The organism is Bradyrhizobium lablabi (genome assembly GCF_018129385.1).
GTDB lineage: Bacteria > Pseudomonadota > Alphaproteobacteria > Rhizobiales > Xanthobacteraceae > Bradyrhizobium > Bradyrhizobium lablabi_C.
Genome location: NZ_JAFCLN010000007.1, coordinates 129,979 through 148,135, shown reverse-complemented (window position 1 = coordinate 148,135; position 18,157 = coordinate 129,979). Strand labels below are relative to the sequence as shown.

At 62.6% G+C, this 18,157-nt stretch carries 9 protein-coding genes; 3 read left to right on the top strand and 6 right to left on the bottom strand.

Annotated features, from left to right (window positions below; translation table 11 throughout):
• The first annotated feature begins 51 nt into the window (after positions 1-51).
• Positions 52-2,667 (top strand): DNA ligase D, encoded by a 2,616-nt coding sequence (gene ligD, locus JQ628_RS16330; RefSeq protein WP_212223702.1) that lies wholly within the window; start codon positions 52-54, stop codon positions 2,665-2,667.
• 129 nt (positions 2,668-2,796) lie between these two features.
• On the opposite strand, the gene JQ628_RS16325 is transcribed toward ligD, so the two are convergent.
• Positions 2,797-2,961 carry a DUF3309 family protein gene (locus JQ628_RS16325; protein WP_212223701.1) on the bottom strand — a complete coding sequence of 55 codons (165 nt, stop codon included), beginning with the start codon at positions 2,959-2,961 and terminating at the stop codon, positions 2,797-2,799.
• A 161-nt stretch (positions 2,962-3,122) separates the two neighbouring features.
• On the opposite strand from JQ628_RS16325, the gene JQ628_RS16320 reads away from it, so the two are divergent.
• Entirely contained in the window at positions 3,123-3,431 is a 309-nt protein-coding gene (locus JQ628_RS16320) for a polyhydroxyalkanoic acid system family protein (protein WP_212223700.1), read from the top strand.
• Between the two features lie 315 nt (positions 3,432-3,746).
• Here the strand turns inward: JQ628_RS16320 and treY are convergent, their stop codons facing one another.
• Genes treY through treS form a run of 5 tightly spaced genes read right to left on the bottom strand, consistent with a single transcriptional unit; the run spans position 3,747 to position 15,829 of the window.
• The gene (gene treY / locus JQ628_RS16315; RefSeq protein ID WP_212223699.1) at positions 3,747-6,527 is read right to left on the bottom strand and encodes a malto-oligosyltrehalose synthase; all 2,781 of its coding nucleotides are present in this window, start codon (positions 6,525-6,527) and stop codon (positions 3,747-3,749) included.
• A 4-nt stretch (positions 6,528-6,531) separates the two neighbouring features.
• Positions 6,532-8,307 carry a malto-oligosyltrehalose trehalohydrolase gene (gene treZ, locus JQ628_RS16310; protein ID WP_212223697.1) on the bottom strand — a complete coding sequence of 592 codons (1,776 nt, stop codon included), beginning with the start codon at positions 8,305-8,307 and terminating at the stop codon, positions 6,532-6,534.
• A complete protein-coding gene (glgX, locus tag JQ628_RS16305; protein ID WP_212223906.1) occupies positions 8,304-10,379 on the bottom strand; it encodes a glycogen debranching protein GlgX in 2,076 nt (691 codons plus the stop codon). Before glgX ends, treZ begins: the two co-directional genes overlap by 4 nt.
• Positions 10,380-10,382: 3 nt before the next feature.
• The gene (gene glgB / locus JQ628_RS16300) at positions 10,383-12,527 is read right to left on the bottom strand and encodes a 1,4-alpha-glucan branching protein GlgB (protein WP_212223696.1); all 2,145 of its coding nucleotides are present in this window, start codon (positions 12,525-12,527) and stop codon (positions 10,383-10,385) included.
• Positions 12,527-15,829 (bottom strand): maltose alpha-D-glucosyltransferase, encoded by a 3,303-nt coding sequence (gene treS, locus JQ628_RS16295; RefSeq protein WP_212223695.1) that lies wholly within the window; start codon positions 15,827-15,829, stop codon positions 12,527-12,529. Before treS ends, glgB begins: the two co-directional genes overlap by 1 nt.
• A 355-nt stretch (positions 15,830-16,184) precedes the next feature.
• Between treS and malQ the strand changes: the two genes are divergently transcribed.
• Positions 16,185-18,143 (top strand): 4-alpha-glucanotransferase, encoded by a 1,959-nt coding sequence (gene malQ, locus JQ628_RS16290; RefSeq protein WP_212223694.1) that lies wholly within the window; start codon positions 16,185-16,187, stop codon positions 18,141-18,143.
• Positions 18,144-18,157 lie beyond the last annotated feature (14 nt).

The following is an 18,157-nucleotide window of genomic DNA, read 5'->3' as shown; positions in this document are numbered from 1 at the left end:
GCGCTGGTTTTCGTTCCGGAATACTGTTGCAGGCCAGCCACAGGATCAGCCGTGCCTCTCAATCGCCTCGCCACATACCGCAAGAAACGCGACTTCGAGAAAACCGAGGAGCCCTCCGGCGACGTCAAGGTGGCGCCCGCGAAACAGCGGCGTTTCGTAATCCAGAAACACGATGCGACGCGGCTGCATTACGATCTACGGCTGGAGTTCGGCGGCGTGTTCAAGTCGTGGGCGGTGACGCGCGGCCCCTCGCTCGATCCGCATGACAAGCGGCTGGCGGTGGAGGTCGAGGATCATCCGCTCGACTACGGCGATTTCGAAGGCACCATCCCCGAAAGCGAATATGGCGGCGGCACCGTACAACTCTGGGATCGCGGCTATTGGGAATCGGATGATCCCGAGCGGGGCTTCAAGAAAGGCGACCTGAAGTTCGTCCTGCATGGCGAGAAGCTGCACGGAAGCTGGGTGCTGGTTCGGATGAAGGGCGATCGCTATGGCGGCAAGCGCACCAACTGGCTGCTGATCAAGCACCGCGACGAATACGTCAAGGAAGGGGAAGATAACGACATTCTGGACGAAGACCGTTCGGTGGCCTCCGGCCGGTCGATGGAGCAGATCGCGGCGGGCAAGGGCCGGGCGCCAAAGCCGTTCATGCTGGCGAAGAACGGCAAGGGCAAAGCCGATGCGGTGTGGCACTCCAATCGCGGCATGGCGGCGGAAGCGCGGACAAACGGCAAGGCCGGCGCCTCGCGCGCCGCGACGGCAAAGCCGAAAAAGATTTCGGCCATGCCGGACTTCGTCGCGCCGCAGCTTTGCGCCACGGTGGAAAGCCCGCCGAGCGGCGAGAACTGGTGCCACGAGATCAAATTCGACGGTTACCGCGTGCAGTTGCGCGTCGAGGATGGCGAGGCAGTGCTGAAGACCCGCAAGGGACTCGACTGGAGCGACAAGTTTCCGGCGATCGTGAAAGAAGGCGGCGGGTTGCCCGATGCGCTGATCGACGGCGAGATCGTCGCAGTCGACAAGCAGGGATTGCCCGACTTTTCGGCGCTACAGGCGGCGATCGCCGACGGCAAGACCGGCAATCTCATCTTCTTCGCATTCGACCTGCTGTTTACGGCTGGCGAGGATCTCCGTGCGCTGCCGCTGGTCGAACGCAAGGAACGGCTGAAGCAATTGCTCGAAAGCCGCAGGGGCAAGACAAGGCTGGTCCGCTATGTCGATCATTTCGAAGAGGACGGCGAGACCGTGCTCGAATCGGCGCAAAAGCTCAATCTCGAAGGCATCATTTCCAAGCGGCGCGATGCGCCCTATCGCTCGGGCCGCACGGAAAGCTGGACCAAGGCGAAGGTGCGCGCCGGGCATGAAGTGGTGATCGGCGGCTGGAAGACCACGCAGGGAAAATTCCGCTCGCTGATGGCCGGCGTCTACCGTGGCAAGCATCTGGCCTTTGTCGGCATCGTCGGCACCGGTTTTGGTGCGGACAAGGTCCGTCGACTGATGCCACAGCTCAAAGCGCTAGCGTCAGACAAGAATCCGTTCAGCGGAGAGAATGTCCCGAAGAAGACGCGCGACGTGCACTGGCTGAAACCGGAACTGGTCGCCGAAATCGAATTCGCCGGCTGGACCGAGGGCGGCAATATCCGGCAGGCAGCCTTCAAGGGGCTTCGGCAAGACAAACCCGCAAGCGACGTGGAAGCGGAGAAGCCAACCATGGCCAAGGTCGCAAAACCCGTTGCCGGAAAGTCGCCGGCCCAAAAAGGCGCCGCGGTGATGGGCGTTGCCATCTCCAATCCGGACAAGGCGCTGTGGCCTGACGGCGGCGATGGTGAGCCGGTGACGAAGCTCGACCTCGCAAACTATTTCGAAGCAGTCGGCGAATGGATGATCGGCTATCTAAAGGGCCGGCCCTGCTCGGTGGTGCGCGCGCCCGACGGCATCAATGGCGAGACGTTCTTCCAGCGCCATGCGATGACGGGGACCTCCAAGCTGCTGGAGCTGGTCAAGGTTTCCGGCGACCGCAAACCTTACATCCAGATCGACCGTGTCGAAGGGCTGGCGGCGGTTGCACAATCCGGCGGGCTGGAGCTGCATCCCTGGAATTGCGCGCCGGATGCCCCCGACGTGCCGGGCCGGCTGGTGTTCGATCTCGACCCCGCACCAAATGTCGAATTCGCCGATGTGATCGAGGCGGCCAAGGAGATGCGCCAGCGCCTGGAGGCGGTCGGTCTGGAAAGCTTTTGCAAGACCACCGGCGGCAAGGGGCTGCATGTGGTCGTGCCGCTGCTGCATGGCGCCAAGGATAAGGTGACGTGGAAGGAAGCGAAAGCGTTCGCGCAAGGCGTCTGCCAGTGGATGGCCAATGACGATCCCGATCGCTATCTGCTCAACATGTCGAAGAAGCTGCGCAAGGGAAAAATCTTTCTCGACTATCTCCGCAACGACCGGATGTCGACCGCGGTCGGCGTGCTGTCGCCGCGTGCGCGCGCTGGCGCAACCGTCTCGATGCCGGTGACCTGGGCGCAAGTGCGCGGCGATCTCGATCCCAAGCGCTATACGGTACGCAGCGTGCCGGCGCTGCTCGGCAAGAGCAAGGCGTGGGACGGATATGAAGACGCAGCCGGCCCCATCAAGCCGGCGATGAAGAAGCTGGCGGGGAAACTGTAGCGGCTACAACACGACCGTCATTCCGGGGCGTGCGAAGCACGAGCCCGGAATCCATACTCACGATGGTGGTTATGGATTCCGGGCCTGCGCCCAAGAGGGCGCATCCCGGAATGACGACATGTGTTTGGCTTACAGCTTACCCAGCAACAACAGGATCAACAGAATGACAATGATCAGCCCGAGCCCGCCGCCGCCGTAATAGCCGGTGCCGTAGAACGGGCCGCCGCCGATACCGGAAAATCCGCCGAGCAGCGCGATGATCAGAATGATCAGGATGATTGTGCCGATAGACATAAGACCTCTCCTCAGCCCATGACGGGGCGCCTGTGTCTGCCTTCGGCGGGGCAACAAACCGGAATCGTGATAGTTCCGTTTTTGCGGCGCGATAATGCTTGCCGCTCTTCCTTTTGAGCCGCTTGCGATTACATCCAGTCAGGCCAACAGAGGATATTGCGATGCCCGCGCCGCTCGTTGTTTCGATTCCCCACAGCCTCGGCCGCGAAGAAGCGATGCGCCGGCTCAAGAACGGGCTCTCGCGTGCGGCCTCCAGCGTGCCGGTGCTGGCCGTCGATGAAGAGCGCTGGGAAGACAACCGCATGAATTTTCGCGTGCGTGCGCTGGGCCAGGCCGCGAACGGTCATGTCGACGTTGAAGAAGATCATGTAAAGGTTGAAGTGGTGCTGCCGTGGCTGCTCCAGCGCTTTGCGGAAGTCGCGCAGGCCGCAATCAAGCAGCGCGGCAAGCTCTTGCTGACAAAGCGCTGATTCGCAGTTGCAGCATCGTTGCTGCGCCACAGCAACGATGCTGCAAGAATCCGGATCGACGGATTGTTAGCTTGCTGGCAACGAATTTCCCGGAGTATTTCTGCTGCGCGGGGTAGGGAACCGATCTCTCGAATCGGCACGATCACCGCCAGGCCGTCCGGCCCAAAGATCCCGGACGGCCGCGCTGTTTCTGGAGCATGATCCGGAAAAGTGGACACCGGTTTTCCCTCGCGACAAACGCGAAGCGTTTGCGCGGTGATCATGCTCAGACAAAAGATAGAGCGGGATGGCGATTCGAAGAAAAGTCATCCCGCTCTAGGCCTCTTCCTTTTGCTTGCGCCGTGGTCTTGCCGTGCGCTGCACCTTTGCTTTCACCACTGCGGCCGGAAGATGCTCGAACAGGCCCGAAAGAGCCAACATGCGTCCGCCCTTCTCCGTTGAATAGCCGGCGATGTCGATGGCGCCGTCAAAAGCTGCCGCGGTCGGCCATATGCGCCCGCCATCCGTAAACGGCGCGAACGATCTTGCCACCGCGACGATCACGGCATCGCGGCCGTGTCGCCGCGCAAAGGCGATGACGTGATCGCGGTGCGGTCCCGTCGCTTGCAGCGGCTGATAGTCGCCGTCAGTGAAGACATCGGCCATGTCGCTTCGCAGCTTCAAGAGATGCCGCGTCCAGGCGAATTTTAACTGGCCGCCTGGCCAACCCTGCACCAGGTGAGACCAGTCTGGCGACTCGACGGATGAAAGTGCGGATGCACGCGGCGCAAAATCGACTGGCCGGCGATTATCGGGATCGACAAAGGAAAGATCCCAAAGCTCCGTGCCCTGATAGAAATCCGGCACGCCCGGCATCGTCGCCTTCAACGTAATCTGGCTCAGCGAGTTCAACGCGCCCAGCAGCGAGATGCGCCTCGCCAGCGTGTCCAATGAATTGAGGAACTCACTGGAGATCGAGCGATCGAGCATCCGCTCGATGAACGTCTTCACGCCTTCCTCATAGGCCATATGCGGATTGAGCCAACTCGTCTCCTGCTTGCCTTCCCGTGCTGCTTTCAAGGCATAGGCTTGCAGCCGCTCCGGCAAAGAAGCGTCCTCCGGGCGCCACGCACCGAGCAGGGCTTGGTACAGCATGTATTCGAACGTCACCGAGGGCGCGCGCATTTCGCCGTCGAGCACGATGTGCGGCGCGTTCAGCACCTTCCAGCGCGCGACCGCCGAGGTCCATTCGCCCGGGATCTCCGCCAACGCCATGATGCGGGCGCGGGCATCCTCGCCGCGCTTGGTGTCATGCGTCGCGGTCGACGTCATGCCGTGCGGCCATTCCGCGGCGCGCTTCTGCATCAAACCGTGGAAGGCATCGATGGAAAGGGCTTTTGCCGCAGGATCGCCGCCGACCTCGTTCAGCGCCAGTTGCCGGTGATAGCGGTAGAATGCCGTGTCCTCGAGCGACTTTGCCATCATGGGGCCGGTGAACTGCTGCACCTTCAGCGCAAATCGCCGGACCCGGGGCGCGCTGTGGGGAGGCCGTCCCGGCTTGAGCAGATCCATGGTGAGCGCATCGCGCAGGAAATCGAACAGGCCTTCGTCGGCGTCGAACCAGTCGGCGCGCGCTTTCTCGATCGTCCGCGAGACCAGTGCGCGGTCATGCGCGGTCGGCCCGGCCGCTGTCAGGTAGGTGCGATAGACCGGGAAATGCAGCACATAGAGTTCGAGCGCGCGCCGCAGACTGTCGGCGGAATAATCGCGTGTCGAATAATGCCCGCTGGCGATCCGTGCGAGCAGCCGCGAGAGCACTGTGAATTCGCTGGTCAATAGCGTTTCCAGCACCCGGCGCTTCGCCTCCAGCAGCACCGGCTCCAGCCTGGGCGACTGGCCGCTGACCTGGCGCCAGACCTCGTCGAGTGGCGCCAGGCCGTTGCCGTCGATCAAGGCCTGCGTGATCGCATTCATCCACTCATAGCCTGTGGTGCCGTGAACGCCGGCAAAGACGTGAAGTTTCTCGTGCTCGCCGAGGATCTTTTCGATCAGGATGTAGAACGGCTTCTGCTTGCCGCCATGTGCGTCGCGGACGAGGCGGCGCAGGCGCTGAAAGTATTGCACGGGATCGCGCAGGCCGTCGATGTGATCGAGCCGGAGACCTTGCAACCTGCCTTCGGCGATCAGCTTCTTAACCAGGTCGTGCGCGGCATCGAAGGTGCGGGAATCCTCCACCCGCAGGCCCGCCAGCGAGTTGACGTCGAAGAAGCGGCGATAGTTGATGTCGCTGGAGGCCAGCCGCCAGTGACCGAGCTTGTAATGCTGGCGTTCGAGCAGATGGTGCAGCGTCAGCGTCTGGGACGCGCGATCTGTTCCGGCGCGATAGGCGGCGAGCCCGCGTTCGATGATGTCGCCGCCACCTTGGATCGCCCGAAGCGCCGCCTTGAAGGCGGGAGCTTCCTCGCGGTTTGGATGGCGCAGGCCGGGATATTGCGAAGCCAGCGCCAGCAGTTCTTTCCCGGCGGCGGTTTCACTCGCGTCCGCTTCCCTGACGATCGTGCGCAGAACCTCGCCGTAGCGCTCCGGCGCGATCGGCAAGCGGTGCTCATAATACCAGGCGGAAAAACTGCCTTCATCCGCGTCATAACGAAGTTCGATCTCGCCGCGCTCCAGCACCTGCCCGTAGGAAGAGCCGAGGATCGGCAGCAACACGCCGCCGCGCGAGCGATAGGGCAATTGATCCCAGTCGATGTCGAACGATGCGGCGTGCGGCGAGGCCGGGCCCCATTCGAGTACATGGAGCCACCAGGGATTGTCGTCAAAATGCACGCCGACATGGTTGGGCACGAAGTCGAGGATCAGGCCGAGATCGTGCTGCCGGAGCGCCGCGCTCAATCGTTCGAAGCCGGCCTCGCCGCCGAGCTCCGGGTTGAATTTGGTGTGATCGACGACATCATAACCATGCGTGGAGCCCTTGCGCGCCTTCATGAAGGGCGACGCATAAAGGTGCGTGATGCCGAGCGCTTTCAGATAGGGAACGACCGCCGCTGCCGCGTCGAAATCGAAATCTGCTGTGAGTTGCAGGCGGTAGGTCGCAATCGGTATCGCCGGAGGCATTTTGTCATCCGATGCGCCAGGACACCGCCCAAGCCTTGATCTTTGACGGCGGCACAGTTCCTTTCAACTCATTGCCCCAGATCAGGGTTCCCTTTATTTCACCCGGCGAAATGGCGAGATCGCGATTCGACAGGTTGGCCAGCAGGTGCAACGTCTTGCCGTCGCCCATGCGCCAGTTTGCCGTCACAAAACCATCGTCGGTCGCGTAGGCCTCGCCAAAGCTCGAATCCGCAAGTCTTGGTGCGATTTCGCGGCGGCGGACCGCAAGCAGGTCGCGCACCAGTCTCAGCCGTGTTCGGCCCGGCTCGACATTGCACGCCTCCCAGTCGAGCACGGCGGAATCGAACGTGGCCTTGTCGAGGGGATCAGGGACTTCATCGCCATACTTCGCATAGGCCCATTCATACTCGCTGCGACGCCCCTTGCGCACCGCATTCGCGAGATCGCCCTTGAAATCGCAGAAGAACGGGAAGGGGACCTTTGAGCCCCACTCCTCGCCCATGAACAGCATCGGCGTCATCGGCGCGATCAGCGTAACCGCCAGCGCCGCTTCGACCGCAGCGGGATCGGCAATGCTTTCCAGCCGGTCGCCAAAAGGGCGGTTACCGATCTGGTCGTGGTTCTGTAGGAAGTTGATGAAGGTGGTAGGCGGCAATTTCCCGCTTCGTTCGCCGCGCCGCTTGCCGCCCCAGAATTCGGAAACCTCGCCCTGATAGACGAAACCCGACGCCAGCGCCTTGGCCAGATCGCGCTGCGGCGAGGTTTGATAATCGCCGTAATAGCCTTGCGCCTCGCCGGTCATCATCACATGCCAGACGTGGTGATAGTCGTCGTTCCATTGTCCGCGGTATTTGCCGCGCAACGGATCCTCGTTGGCGTCGAGCAGGGTGACACGGTTGTCGCTGTTTTCGAGCACGAGGTGAATGTGGCGGCCGGTCTCGCCCGCAAGCTTGCCGGCTGCCCTGCTGATATCGTTCAGGATCGGGACTTCGCCGGCCTCGACGATGGTGTTGACGGCGTCTAGTCGAAGCCCGTCGAAGCGGTAATCGCGCAGCCAATGCAGCGCGTTTCCGATCGCGAAGCTGCGCACTTCAGGCACGCGATAGTCGATCGCGCTGCCCCACGGGGTATGCGCGTCCGTGAAGAAGTTTGGCGCGTAGCGGCCGAGATAATTTCCCTCGGGGCCGAAGTGATTGTAGACGACATCCAGCATCACCATCAGGCCGCGCCGATGCGCCTCATCGATCAGCGCCTTGAGGTCTTCGGGACGGCCGTAGGCACTGTCCGGCGCATACAACAGCACGCCATCGTAGCCCCAGCCACGGCTGCCGGCGAAATCCGCCAGAGGCATCAACTCGAGCGCCGTGATGCCGGTCTCGACCAGATGATCGAGCTTGTCGATCATGCCGCGATAGGTGCCTTCTTTCGTGAACGTGCCGACATGTGTCTCCAGCACCACCGCCTCTTGCCACGGCCTTCCGCGCCAATCCTTTGCGCGCCATGGGTAGGCGGCATGATCGATCACCTCGCTGGGGCCGAACACATCGTCGGGCTGGAAGGCGGATGCGGGATCGGGGACGTCGACCTCGTCATCGATGCGGAATTTGTAGCGGGTACCGGCACCGGCGCCCGAAATCCCGGCTGTGAACCAGCCGCCATCGCCGCGCGTCATCGCATGCGGTTTGTCCAGCAGCAGATCGACACGCTTGGCCGCCGGCGCCCATAGCCGGAACAGCGTGCCATCTTTCGTCAGTTCCGGACCGAACTGCCGCTCATTCATGCCGAACCCGCAAAGGCGAGCACCGAGCGGGGCGGCGCCTTGGTGTCGGCGCCCGAAGGGAACGCAACGCTTGCCGGCTCTTCGCCGGTGGTGTTGAGCACCTGTTGCCAGTTCTTGTATTCGGTCATTTTTGGCAGCTTGAACGCGATCTCTTCGGGGGCGGCGTTGAGCACGATAAAGATCGGCGCCTGTCCTTGTTCCATCGGGCCGAGCACGTAGGACAGAAATCGCCCCTCCGGGAATTTCCAGTCGGATTCCTTCATCTCCTCGGCTGAGGGCGTGAGCCAGAGCACGCCATAGGAGCCGTCGGTGCGGCGTCCGTCGAGCCAGCGCTGGCAGCGGATCTGGCCAAATTGCCGGCGCAGTGCAGTCAGATGGCCGATGAAGCCGGTAAAATCCTCGCCATCCTTGCCGAGATTGTCCCAGCCGACCCAGCCGATTTCGTTGTCCTGGCAATAGGCGTTGTTGTTGCCGGATTGCGAATTGCCGACTTCGTCGCCGGCAAGCAGCAGCGGCGTGCCCTGAGCCAGCATCAGGCAGGCGAACTGGTTCTTGCGCAATTGCCGGCGCAGCGCCAGGATCTTTGGATCGTCGGTCGGACCTTCAACACCGCAATTGTTGCTGTGATTGTCGTTGGAGCCGTCGCGATTTTCCTCGCCATTGGCCTCGTTGTGCTTTTCGTTGTAGCTGAAGAGATCGGCCAGCGTAAAACCGTCATGCACGGTGATGTGGTTGATGCCGGCGCGCGTGGCGCGGTTGTCATGATGGAACAGGTCGGATGACGCCGTCATCCGGCTCGAGATATCGCCGATCAGGCTGCCTTCGCCGCTCCAGTAGCGCCGCATCGCGCTGCGATAGCGGTCGTTCCATTCCGACCATTGCGAGGGGAATGCGCCGACCTGGTAGCCGCCCATGCCGAGATCCCAGGGTTCGGCAACGAGCTTGACGGTGGCGAGCACCGGGTCCTGCCTGACAGCGGTGAGGAAGCCGCTGCCGCGGTCGAACCCGTTCGGCCCGCGCGCCAGCGTGGTGGCAAGGTCGAAGCGAAAGCCGTCGACATGGCAGACCTCGACCCAGTAGCGCAGCGAATCCATCACCATCTGGAGCACGCGTGGATGGGTCAGGTTGACCGACGAGCCGCAACCGGTGAAGTCGTCGTAATAGCGCGGGTTTTCCTTGTTCAGCCAGTAATAGGATGCGTTGTCGATGCCGCGGAACGACAGCGTCGGACCCATATGGTTGCCTTCGGCCGTATGGTTGTAGACGACATCCAGCATCACCTCGATGCCGGCATCGTGCAGCCGCGCCACCGTGGTGCGGAACGAATCGAGCGGATTGTCCTGTGCGTAGCGCGCCTCGGGGGCGAAGAAGGCGATGGTGTTGTAACCCCAGTAATTGGCGAGCTTCAGCTCGACCAGCCGCCGGTCGTCGATCAGGCCGTGGATCGGCAACAGTTCGATCGCGGTAACGCCGAGGTTCTTGAGGTGCTCGATCATCGCCGGCGAGGAGAGGCCGCCATAGGTGCCGCGCAGGTTGGGCGGCACGTCCTCGCGCTTCTGGGTCAGGCCCTTGACATGGGCCTCGTAGATGATGGTGTCTTCCCAAGGGATGTTCGGACGAATTTCACGCCGGCCCCAGTTGAAGCTCTCGTCGACCACCACCGCCTTCGGCATGCCGCGCGCGTTGTCGCGGCGATCGAACGAAAGGTCCTCGCGGGCGCTGCCGGTGCGGTAGGCGAAATGCGCATCGCTCCACACCAGCCGCCCGGCGAGCCGTCTGGCGTAGGGGTCGAGCAGCAGCTTGTTGGCATTGAAACGGTGGCCGCGCTCCGGCGCGTAGGGCCCATAGACGCGATAGCCGTAGAGCTGCCCGGGCGAAACGTCGTTGAGGTAGCCGTGCCAGACGTCTTCGGTGCGCTCCGGCAGCTCAATGCGCTCGAGCTCGCGGCGGCCCTGGGCATCGAACAGGCATAGCTCGACCTTCTCCGCATTGGCGGAGAACAGCGCAAAATTGGTGCCCCTGCCGTCCCAGCTTGCACCCAGACGCGAGGACGTGCCCCCAGTCAGTCGCATCATTCAGCCTTCCGGCACGAGGAAGATCGCGGCCAGCGGTGGGATGGTGAGGTTGAGTTCGGGTGCCGGTCCCGATGCATGTACTTCGCCGACATTCCCGACATTGGTTCCGCCATAATGTGCGGAGTCGGAATTGAACACCTCGCGCCACTTTCCGCCAAAGGGCACGCGCACACGGTAATTGTAATAGACGTTGGGCGAGAAGTTTACGACGACGAGGCAGCGCGCATGCGCATCGCGGCCTTTACGTATCCAGGCAAACACGTTGTTTCCAGCATCATCCGTGATCACCCATTCAAAGCCAGCCTCCTCGCAGTCGAGCTGGTGAAGTGCCGGCTGCGAGCGGTACAGCCTGTTGAGGTCGCGGATCAGGTTCTGGATGCCTGCATGCTTCTGGTCGCCGAGCAGATGCCAATCCAGCGAATGGTCGTGATTCCACTCCCGCTCCTGGCCGAACTCGCAGCCCATGAACAGCAGCTTCTTGCCGGGATGGCCGAACATGAAGCTGTAATAGGCGCGCAAATTCGCAAAGCGCTGCCACTGGTCGCCCGGCATGCGACCGAGGATCGAGCGCTTGCCGTGCACGACCTCGTCATGCGACAGCGGCAGGATGAAGTTTTCCGAGAAGGCGTAGTGCAGGCCGAACAGGATGTCGCCGTGGTGATGTTGGCGGTGGATGGGATCCTTGCCGATATATTTCAGCGTGTCGTGCATCCAGCCCATGTTCCACTTGTAGCCGAAGCCGAGGCCGCCGAATTCGAGCGGGCGCGAGACTTGCGGCCAGGCGGTCGATTCTTCCGCCGCCGTCGTGGCCTGCGGAAAGCGGGCAAATACTTCGGTGTTGAAGCGGCGCAGGAAGGCGATGGCTTCGAGATTCTCGCGCCCGCCATGCTGGTTCGGGATCCAGCCGCCGGCGGGCCGGCTGTAGTCGAGATAGAGCATGGACGCCACCGCATCGACGCGCAGGCCGTCGATGCCGTAGCGCTCGAGCCAGAACAGCGCATTGGACACCAGAAAATTCGTCACTTCCGTGCGGCCGTAATTGTAGATCAGCGTGCCCCAGTCGAGATGCCGGCCCTGTAGCGGATTGGCGTGCTCGTAGAGCGAGGTGCCGTCGAAATGGCCGAGGCCATGCGGATCGTCGGGAAAATGCCCGGGCACCCAGTCGAGCAACACGCCAAGGCCTTGGCGATGGCAGGCATCGACCAGATGAGCGAAATCGGCCGGCGGGCCGAACCGGCTGGTCGGCGCGAACAGCCCGGTCGGCTGATAGCCCCAGGAGCCATCGAACGGATGCTCGCTGACAGGCAGGAATTCGATGTGGGTGAATCCGAGATCGCGGGCATAGCGAGGTAGCTGCTCGGCAAGATCGCGATAGCTCAGCCACTCGTTGCGGCCCTTGCGCCGCCATGAGCCGAGATGAACCTCGTAGATCGACATGGGCGCGCTGAGCGCGTTGATGCCGTCAGGCGCCGGATGCGGATACGGAATTTTGGTTACGTCCAGCACGATTGAGGCGGTTTTCGGCCGTACCTCGGCGGCAAAGGTGACCGGATCGGATTTCAGCGGCAAATGCTGTCCGTTGGGGCCGATGATGTCGAACTTGTAGTGGTCGCCTTCGCGCGCATGCGGAATGAACAGCTCCCAATAGCCGTTGCCGCGCACCCGCATCGGATGCCGCCGCGCGTTCCAGAAGTTGAAATCGCCGACCACGCTGACTCGCCGGGCGTTCGGCGCCAGCACCACGAAGGCGACGCCTTCGACGCCATCGAGCGTCATCGGGTGGGCGCCGAGCTTGTCATAGATGCGCTGATGGGTGCCCTCGCCGAGCAGATAGAGGTCGATATCGCCCAGCACGGGTGGAAAACGATAGGGATCATCGAGGTCGACGACATGATCGCCGAAACGGGCGCGCAACTGGTAGCGCTGCGAGCCGTTCGGCAATGCGCCGGCGAACAGGCCGGCATCGTGGATGCGTTTCAGCGGCGCGGTTTCGCCATGCTCGCCGACAGCCTCGACATTCGAGGCTTCCGGCAGGAACGCGCGCACGACGCTCTTGTCGCCCTCGGTGTGCAGTCCGAGATAGTGGAAGGGGTCGGAATGACGCCCTTCGATGATCGCATAGGCCTCGGCGGGTAATTTCGGCATCAAGCCTCGAAGGGTAAATGCGACAGAAGACGCAGCATACCGGTGAGCGGTACGTGGAGCCAGTCGGGCCGCTTGGTCACCCCATGCTCGATTTCATGGAACGCTTTTTCGATCAGGAAGAAGTTGAGCAGCTTTTCGGCGGTATCGGCCCGCGACGGCCAAAGCCCGTGTCCGTCGATGGTCTCGCTATAGGCAATCAGCAGCGCCTCGGTGGCGCGGTCCCGCCATCCCTCCAGGGCCGCGGCGAGTCTGTCGTGCGCGTCCGGCGTCGCCTTCAGCCCACGCTCCAGCGTAGCCGTGGTCGAGCAATCGATGGACCGGATCAGTCCTGCGAGGTCGCGCGCCGCCGGTGCCTTGCGCCGTCGCTCGGCGATGCTGCGCGCGGGATTGCCCTCGAAATCGATGATGAAAACGTCGTCCTTGACGATCAGCAATTTTCCGAGATGCAGGTTGCCGTGATGACGGATATTGGGGCAGTCGATCTCGCGCGGGAGCAAGGCCCGCAGCCGATCCGGCAACTGCGCCGGCTCGGCCAGCAATTGGTTGACCAGCGGACGCTCCATCTCGTTGAACGCCTTGTGCGGGTGACGGAGAGCGTCGAACACACGTCCGGCGCATACCAGGACGTCGTCAAGCCAGAGTTCGAAATCATCCGGCACGACCGCGGCGGGTTCGAAATCGGGCATCCCCTTGCTGCCGGCGAGTGCAATATGCAACTCGGCCAGGCGACGTCCGGCTTGCGACATATAGCGCAGATATGAAACCTGCTCTTCGCTTTCCTTGACACCCTCGCCGGACGACAGCAGGCGTTGCTCTTCGACAAAGCGGTCGAGATAGGCGGCCGACACGGTCCACATGTCGCCCTGGTTCATGACGAAAGCGTTGACGATGCCGATCGCGCTCCGCTGCTCTCCGTGCATCAGCTCGACGCTGCCGAGCAGCGCGGGCGTATTGGCAAAGCCGGCAACTTCGGTAAGGAAGCGCCCCATCTCGATTTCGGGATGGGTGCCGGCGTCCAGCTTGCGGTAAATCTTGACAAAGTAGTCCTCGTCGACAATGGCGCTGCTGCTCAACTTGTCGTTCTCGATGACGCGAATGTGCTTCGGCTCGCGGACCGTCTTTTCGGCAAACTTTTCGGTGGGGCGGAATTCGAGCTGGATGCCGTGATCGGGCTCATCGACCGTCAGCTCTTCGCGAAGGTTGCGCAGCAGCAGGCCCGTGAAGATGTGGTCGTTGGCGACGTCGAGCAGGGTGCCCTCGCGCGCGCCCTGGCGTACCGCCGCGAACGCCTTTGGATTGTAGTGCTCGCGATCGAAACGCACCCATTCGATCTGCATCGGCAACACATAGCGTCCTGTCTCGCCTTTTTGGGTCGCATCGAAGAATATCAGGTAGGGGCGGTTGTCGCCGATGTCGCAGAACGGAATCGCCGCCGTCAGCGTCGGATGGATCGATTTGGCCTGATGCTCGGGATACCAGCGGGTGCGCGCCAGATGTCCGGGCAGCACGTCATGCTCGAACACGCCGCGGGTGCGGGCCAGCGTCATCCATGTCGAGTTCAGCGGCACCACCAGCGTCTCGAACTCTCCCACGGCGCGTTGCCGCACGGGCTCCGACTTGCCGCGCTCCTGCAATTCGAACCAGTAGAAGCCGTAAGGCGCCAGCGTGATCATGTAGGGCAGTTCGCCGATCGCGGGAAACCGCGTGCGGCCCAGCATCTCCAGCGGGATGCGCTCCTTGAACGCGGACAGGTCGAGCTCGGTCGCCTGCGCCGATCGCGACAGGTTGGCGACGCAGAGAATGACCTCGTCGTCATGCTGGCGCACATAGGCGAGCACCGCGCGGTTCTCGGGACGGATGAAGGTCATGGTGCCGCGGCCGAAGGCGAGCGTCGACTTGCGCACCGCGATCAGCCGCTTGGTGGCGCTGAGCAGCGAGGACAGGCTGCGCGACTGCGCTTCCACGTTGACCGACTCATAGCCATAGACCGGGTCCATGATCATCGGCGCATAGAGCCGCGCCGGATCGGCGCGCGAGAAACCGCCGTTGCGGTCGGGCGTCCATTGCATCGGTGTGCGCACGCCGTTGCGGTCGCCGAGATAGATGTTGTCGCCCATGCCGATCTCGTCGCCGTAATAGATGATCGGCGTACCCGGAAACGACAGCAGCAGCGAATTCATCAGTTCGATCTTGCGCCGGTCGTTGTCCATCAGCGGCGCGAGGCGGCGGCGGATGCCGACATTGATGCGGGCGCGCGGATCGTTGGCGTAGGTCGACCACAGATAGTCGCGCTCCACGTCGGTGACCATTTCGAGCGTCAGCTCGTCATGATTGCGCAGGAACAGCGCCCATTGGCAGTCGGCGGGAATGTCGGGTGTCTGCCGCAGGATATCGGTGATCGGAAAGCGGTCTTCCTGCGCGATCGCCATGTAGATGCGCGGCATCAGCGGGAAATGATAGGCCATGTGGCATTCATCGCTGCGGCCGAAATATTCCTGCACGTCCTCCGGCCATTGATTGGCCTCGGCCAGCAGCACCTTGCCCTTGGCATAGGCGTCGAGCTCCTGCCGCAGGTGCTTGATGATGGCGTGGGTTTCCGGGAGGTTCTCGTTGTTGGTGCCGTCGCGCTCGCACAGATAGGGAATGGCATCTAACCGGAAGCCGTCGACGCCGGTATCCAGCCAGCGCTTCATCACCTGCACGATCGCGCTGACCACGCGCGGATTGTCGAAATTCAGGTCCGGCTGATGCGAGAAGAAGCGGTGCCAGTAGAACTGGCCGGCCTCCGGATCCCAGGTCCAGTTCGACTTTTCCGTGTCGGTGAAGATGATGCGCGTGCCCGGATATTTCTGGTCGCTGTCGCTCCAGACGTACCAGTTGCGGGCACTGGAATCGCGCGCACTGCGGCGGGCGCGCTTGAACCAGTGGTGCTGATCGGAGGTGTGATTGACCACCAGTTCGGTGATGACCCGCAGGCCATGCTTCTTGGCTTCCTGAATGAAGCGCCTGAAATCCTTCATCGTCCCGAAATCGGGATTGATGTCGCCATAGTCGGCGATGTCGTAGCCGTCGTCGCGGCCGGGGGAGGGATAAAACGGCAGCAGCCACAGCGTGGTGACGCCGAGGTCCTGTAGATAGCCGAGTTTTTCCGTCAGTCCCGCGAAATCGCCGATGCCGTCATTGTTGCTGTCGGCAAAGGCCTTCACGTGAAGCTGGTAGATGATCGCATCCTTGTACCAGAGTTGGTCATCGCCTTCGGTTGCGACCAGCCGTTTGGCATCGACGGACGACATCACATTCATGGCGTTTTCCCTTACGCCAGGCGGCAAGGCAGGGCGACTGTGCGCAGTAGCGAAACGATATGGCCTGCCGGATCGCGCCAGTCCATGGCCGACGGAAAAACATTTCCGGTAGAGAAAGTGCCGCGGGCACTCTCGACAGTTTGACTTGTTTTGGTCACGGTGATGCCGCCACTGACATGGAATGACGCCCCGCTTGCGGGAAGGAGGCGCCCCGGATGATATAGAAAAGCCGCTCAAGGGGCGTTGGTTCCACGGGAACAGCCGACGCGCCGAAGCGTTATCACCTCCTATCTCCTTCCTGTATTTGGACAATTTCGCGACATTGCCTTCCTGTCGCGTGCAAACCGCGTGCCGAATGGACCTTTTTGTCAAAGCCAAATCCCTGGGAATCCAGACGGAATTCCTCGACGGACAGGGCCACCGCCGCGTGACGGATGCGGCGGCCCTCAAAACCATCCTCGAGGCGCTGCCGCTACAGCCCATACGGGCGTTGCTTTCCGAGCCTGTGGTACTGCGGTCCGGTTTGCCCGGCACGAGCGAGCTTTCAGAGGCCGCCAAGCTGCCGGTGGAGTGGAAGATTGTTGCCGACGGCAAGACCATCGCCAAGGGTAAGGCGTCCGACCGGATCATCGCCTGGCCCGACGGTCTGCCGTTCGGCATCTACCGGGCTTCGCTGGCGGATGCGGCTTCAACCATCGAAGATGTGCCGCTGGTCGTCGCCCCGCACCAGGCATTTTCCGGCGATTTCGACCGCGGATGGCTGCTCGCCGTTCAGCTTTACGGCGTGCGCTCGATTCGCAACTGGGGCATGGGCGATTTCACCGACCTCGAAAACCTGATCGAACTCGCCAGCGACCTGGGGGCCGATGGGGTCGGCCTCAATCCGCTGCACGTGCTGTTCGACGACCAGCCCGGCGATTGCAGCCCTTATTCGCCGAACAGCCGGCTGTTCCTGAACGCGCTCTATATCGACGTCGAACGGATTCCCGAGCTTCCGTCCCGTGCGTTGACCGAGAGCATGGAGCTGACGCCGCGATTGCGGCAAAGCGAGACCGTCGACTATGTCGCGGTCGCCGGGCTGAAATGGCGCGCGCTGAAGGCGGCATTTGCCGCCTTCAAGAGCAAGGCAAGCCTCGAGCGGAAAGAGGATTTCGCAAAATTCCGCGCGGAACGAGGTGCGCTGCTGTCGCACTTTGCCTGTTTCGAGGTGCTCCGGCACAAGTTCAAGACGCCCTGGTGGGAATGGCCGGCGGAATGGCGGCAGCCGGACGACGGCAAATGCGCCGAACTGCGCGAGGGCGCGGACGCTAACGAGATCGAATTCGTCGAATTCGTGCAATGGAATGCCGACCGGCAACTGGCTGCGTGCAGCGCGCTGGCCAAAGAACTCGGCATGCGGGTGGGGCTCTATCTCGATATCGCGGTCGGCGTTCAATCCAACGGGTTCGATGCCTGGAACGAGCAGGATGCGATCTCGCGCCATCTTGGCGTCGGCGCGCCGCCCGATCCGCTCAACACCGCGGGCCAGGATTGGGGCCTTGCCGGCTTCAATGCCGCGGGGCTGGAGCAGCGCTCGTTCGAGCCGTTCCGGCAGATGCTACAGGCCTCGATGCGCCATGCCGGCGCGGCCCGGCTGGATCACGTGATGGGGCTGAAGCGTCTGTACCTTGTGCCGCGGGGCTTTGGCGCCGCCGACGGTGTCTATGTGCCGATGCCGTTCGAGGCGATGCTGGCGGTCACCGCGCTGGAGAGCGTCGCCAATCGCTGCGTGGTGATCGGCGAAGACCTCGGCACCGTGCCGGCGGGCTTTCGCGACCGCACCCGTGACTGGGGCATCTGGTCGTACCTTGTGATGATGTTCGAGCGCGACGAGCAGGGCGCATTCCGAGACATCGACTATTACCTGCCGAACGCGCTCGTCACCTTCAACACCCACGATCTGTCGACCTATGCCGGCTGGCGCTCGTTCGGCGACCTCAAGCTCAAGCGCTCGCTCGGCATCGATCCCGGCGAAAGCGATGATGCGCGCTGGCACGCGCTGACCATGCTGGACAATGTGCTGCGGCACAACGGCATTGGGAACAACACGCTCTATGCGATTGCCGAATTCCTCGCGCGAACGAAGTCGCGGCTGATGGCGATCGCGCTGGAGGATCTCCTGGGCGTGGTCGACCAGCCCAACGTGCCCGGCACGGTGCACGAACATCCGAACTGGCGGCGGCGCATGCCGCTATGCATCGACGAGATTGCGGGATCGATCGACGTGAAGCGGCTCCGGGCTGCGACGCGCGTGCGGTCGCAAGCGGCTGAATAACGGGCGGGGCATAT

Bases quoted from the DNA above. Each gene is read 5' to 3' on its own strand.
- treS (WP_212223695.1), bottom strand. From the start codon at position 15,829: ATGAATGTGATGTCGTCCGTCGATGCCAAACGGCTGGTCGCAACCGAA.
- glgB (WP_212223696.1), bottom strand. From the start codon at position 12,527: ATGCCGAAATTACCCGCCGAGGCCTATGCGATCATCGAAGGGCGTCAT.
- malQ (WP_212223694.1), top strand. From the start codon at position 16,185: ATGGACCTTTTTGTCAAAGCCAAATCCCTGGGAATCCAGACGGAATTC.
- treY (WP_212223699.1), bottom strand. From the start codon at position 6,527: ATGCCTCCGGCGATACCGATTGCGACCTACCGCCTGCAACTCACAGCA.
- JQ628_RS16325 (WP_212223701.1), bottom strand. From the start codon at position 2,961: ATGTCTATCGGCACAATCATCCTGATCATTCTGATCATCGCGCTGCTC.
- treZ (WP_212223697.1), bottom strand. From the start codon at position 8,307: ATGAATGAGCGGCAGTTCGGTCCGGAACTGACGAAAGATGGCACGCTG.
- glgX (WP_212223906.1), bottom strand. From the start codon at position 10,379: ATGCGACTGACTGGGGGCACGTCCTCGCGTCTGGGTGCAAGCTGGGAC.
- JQ628_RS16320 (WP_212223700.1), top strand. From the start codon at position 3,123: ATGCCCGCGCCGCTCGTTGTTTCGATTCCCCACAGCCTCGGCCGCGAA.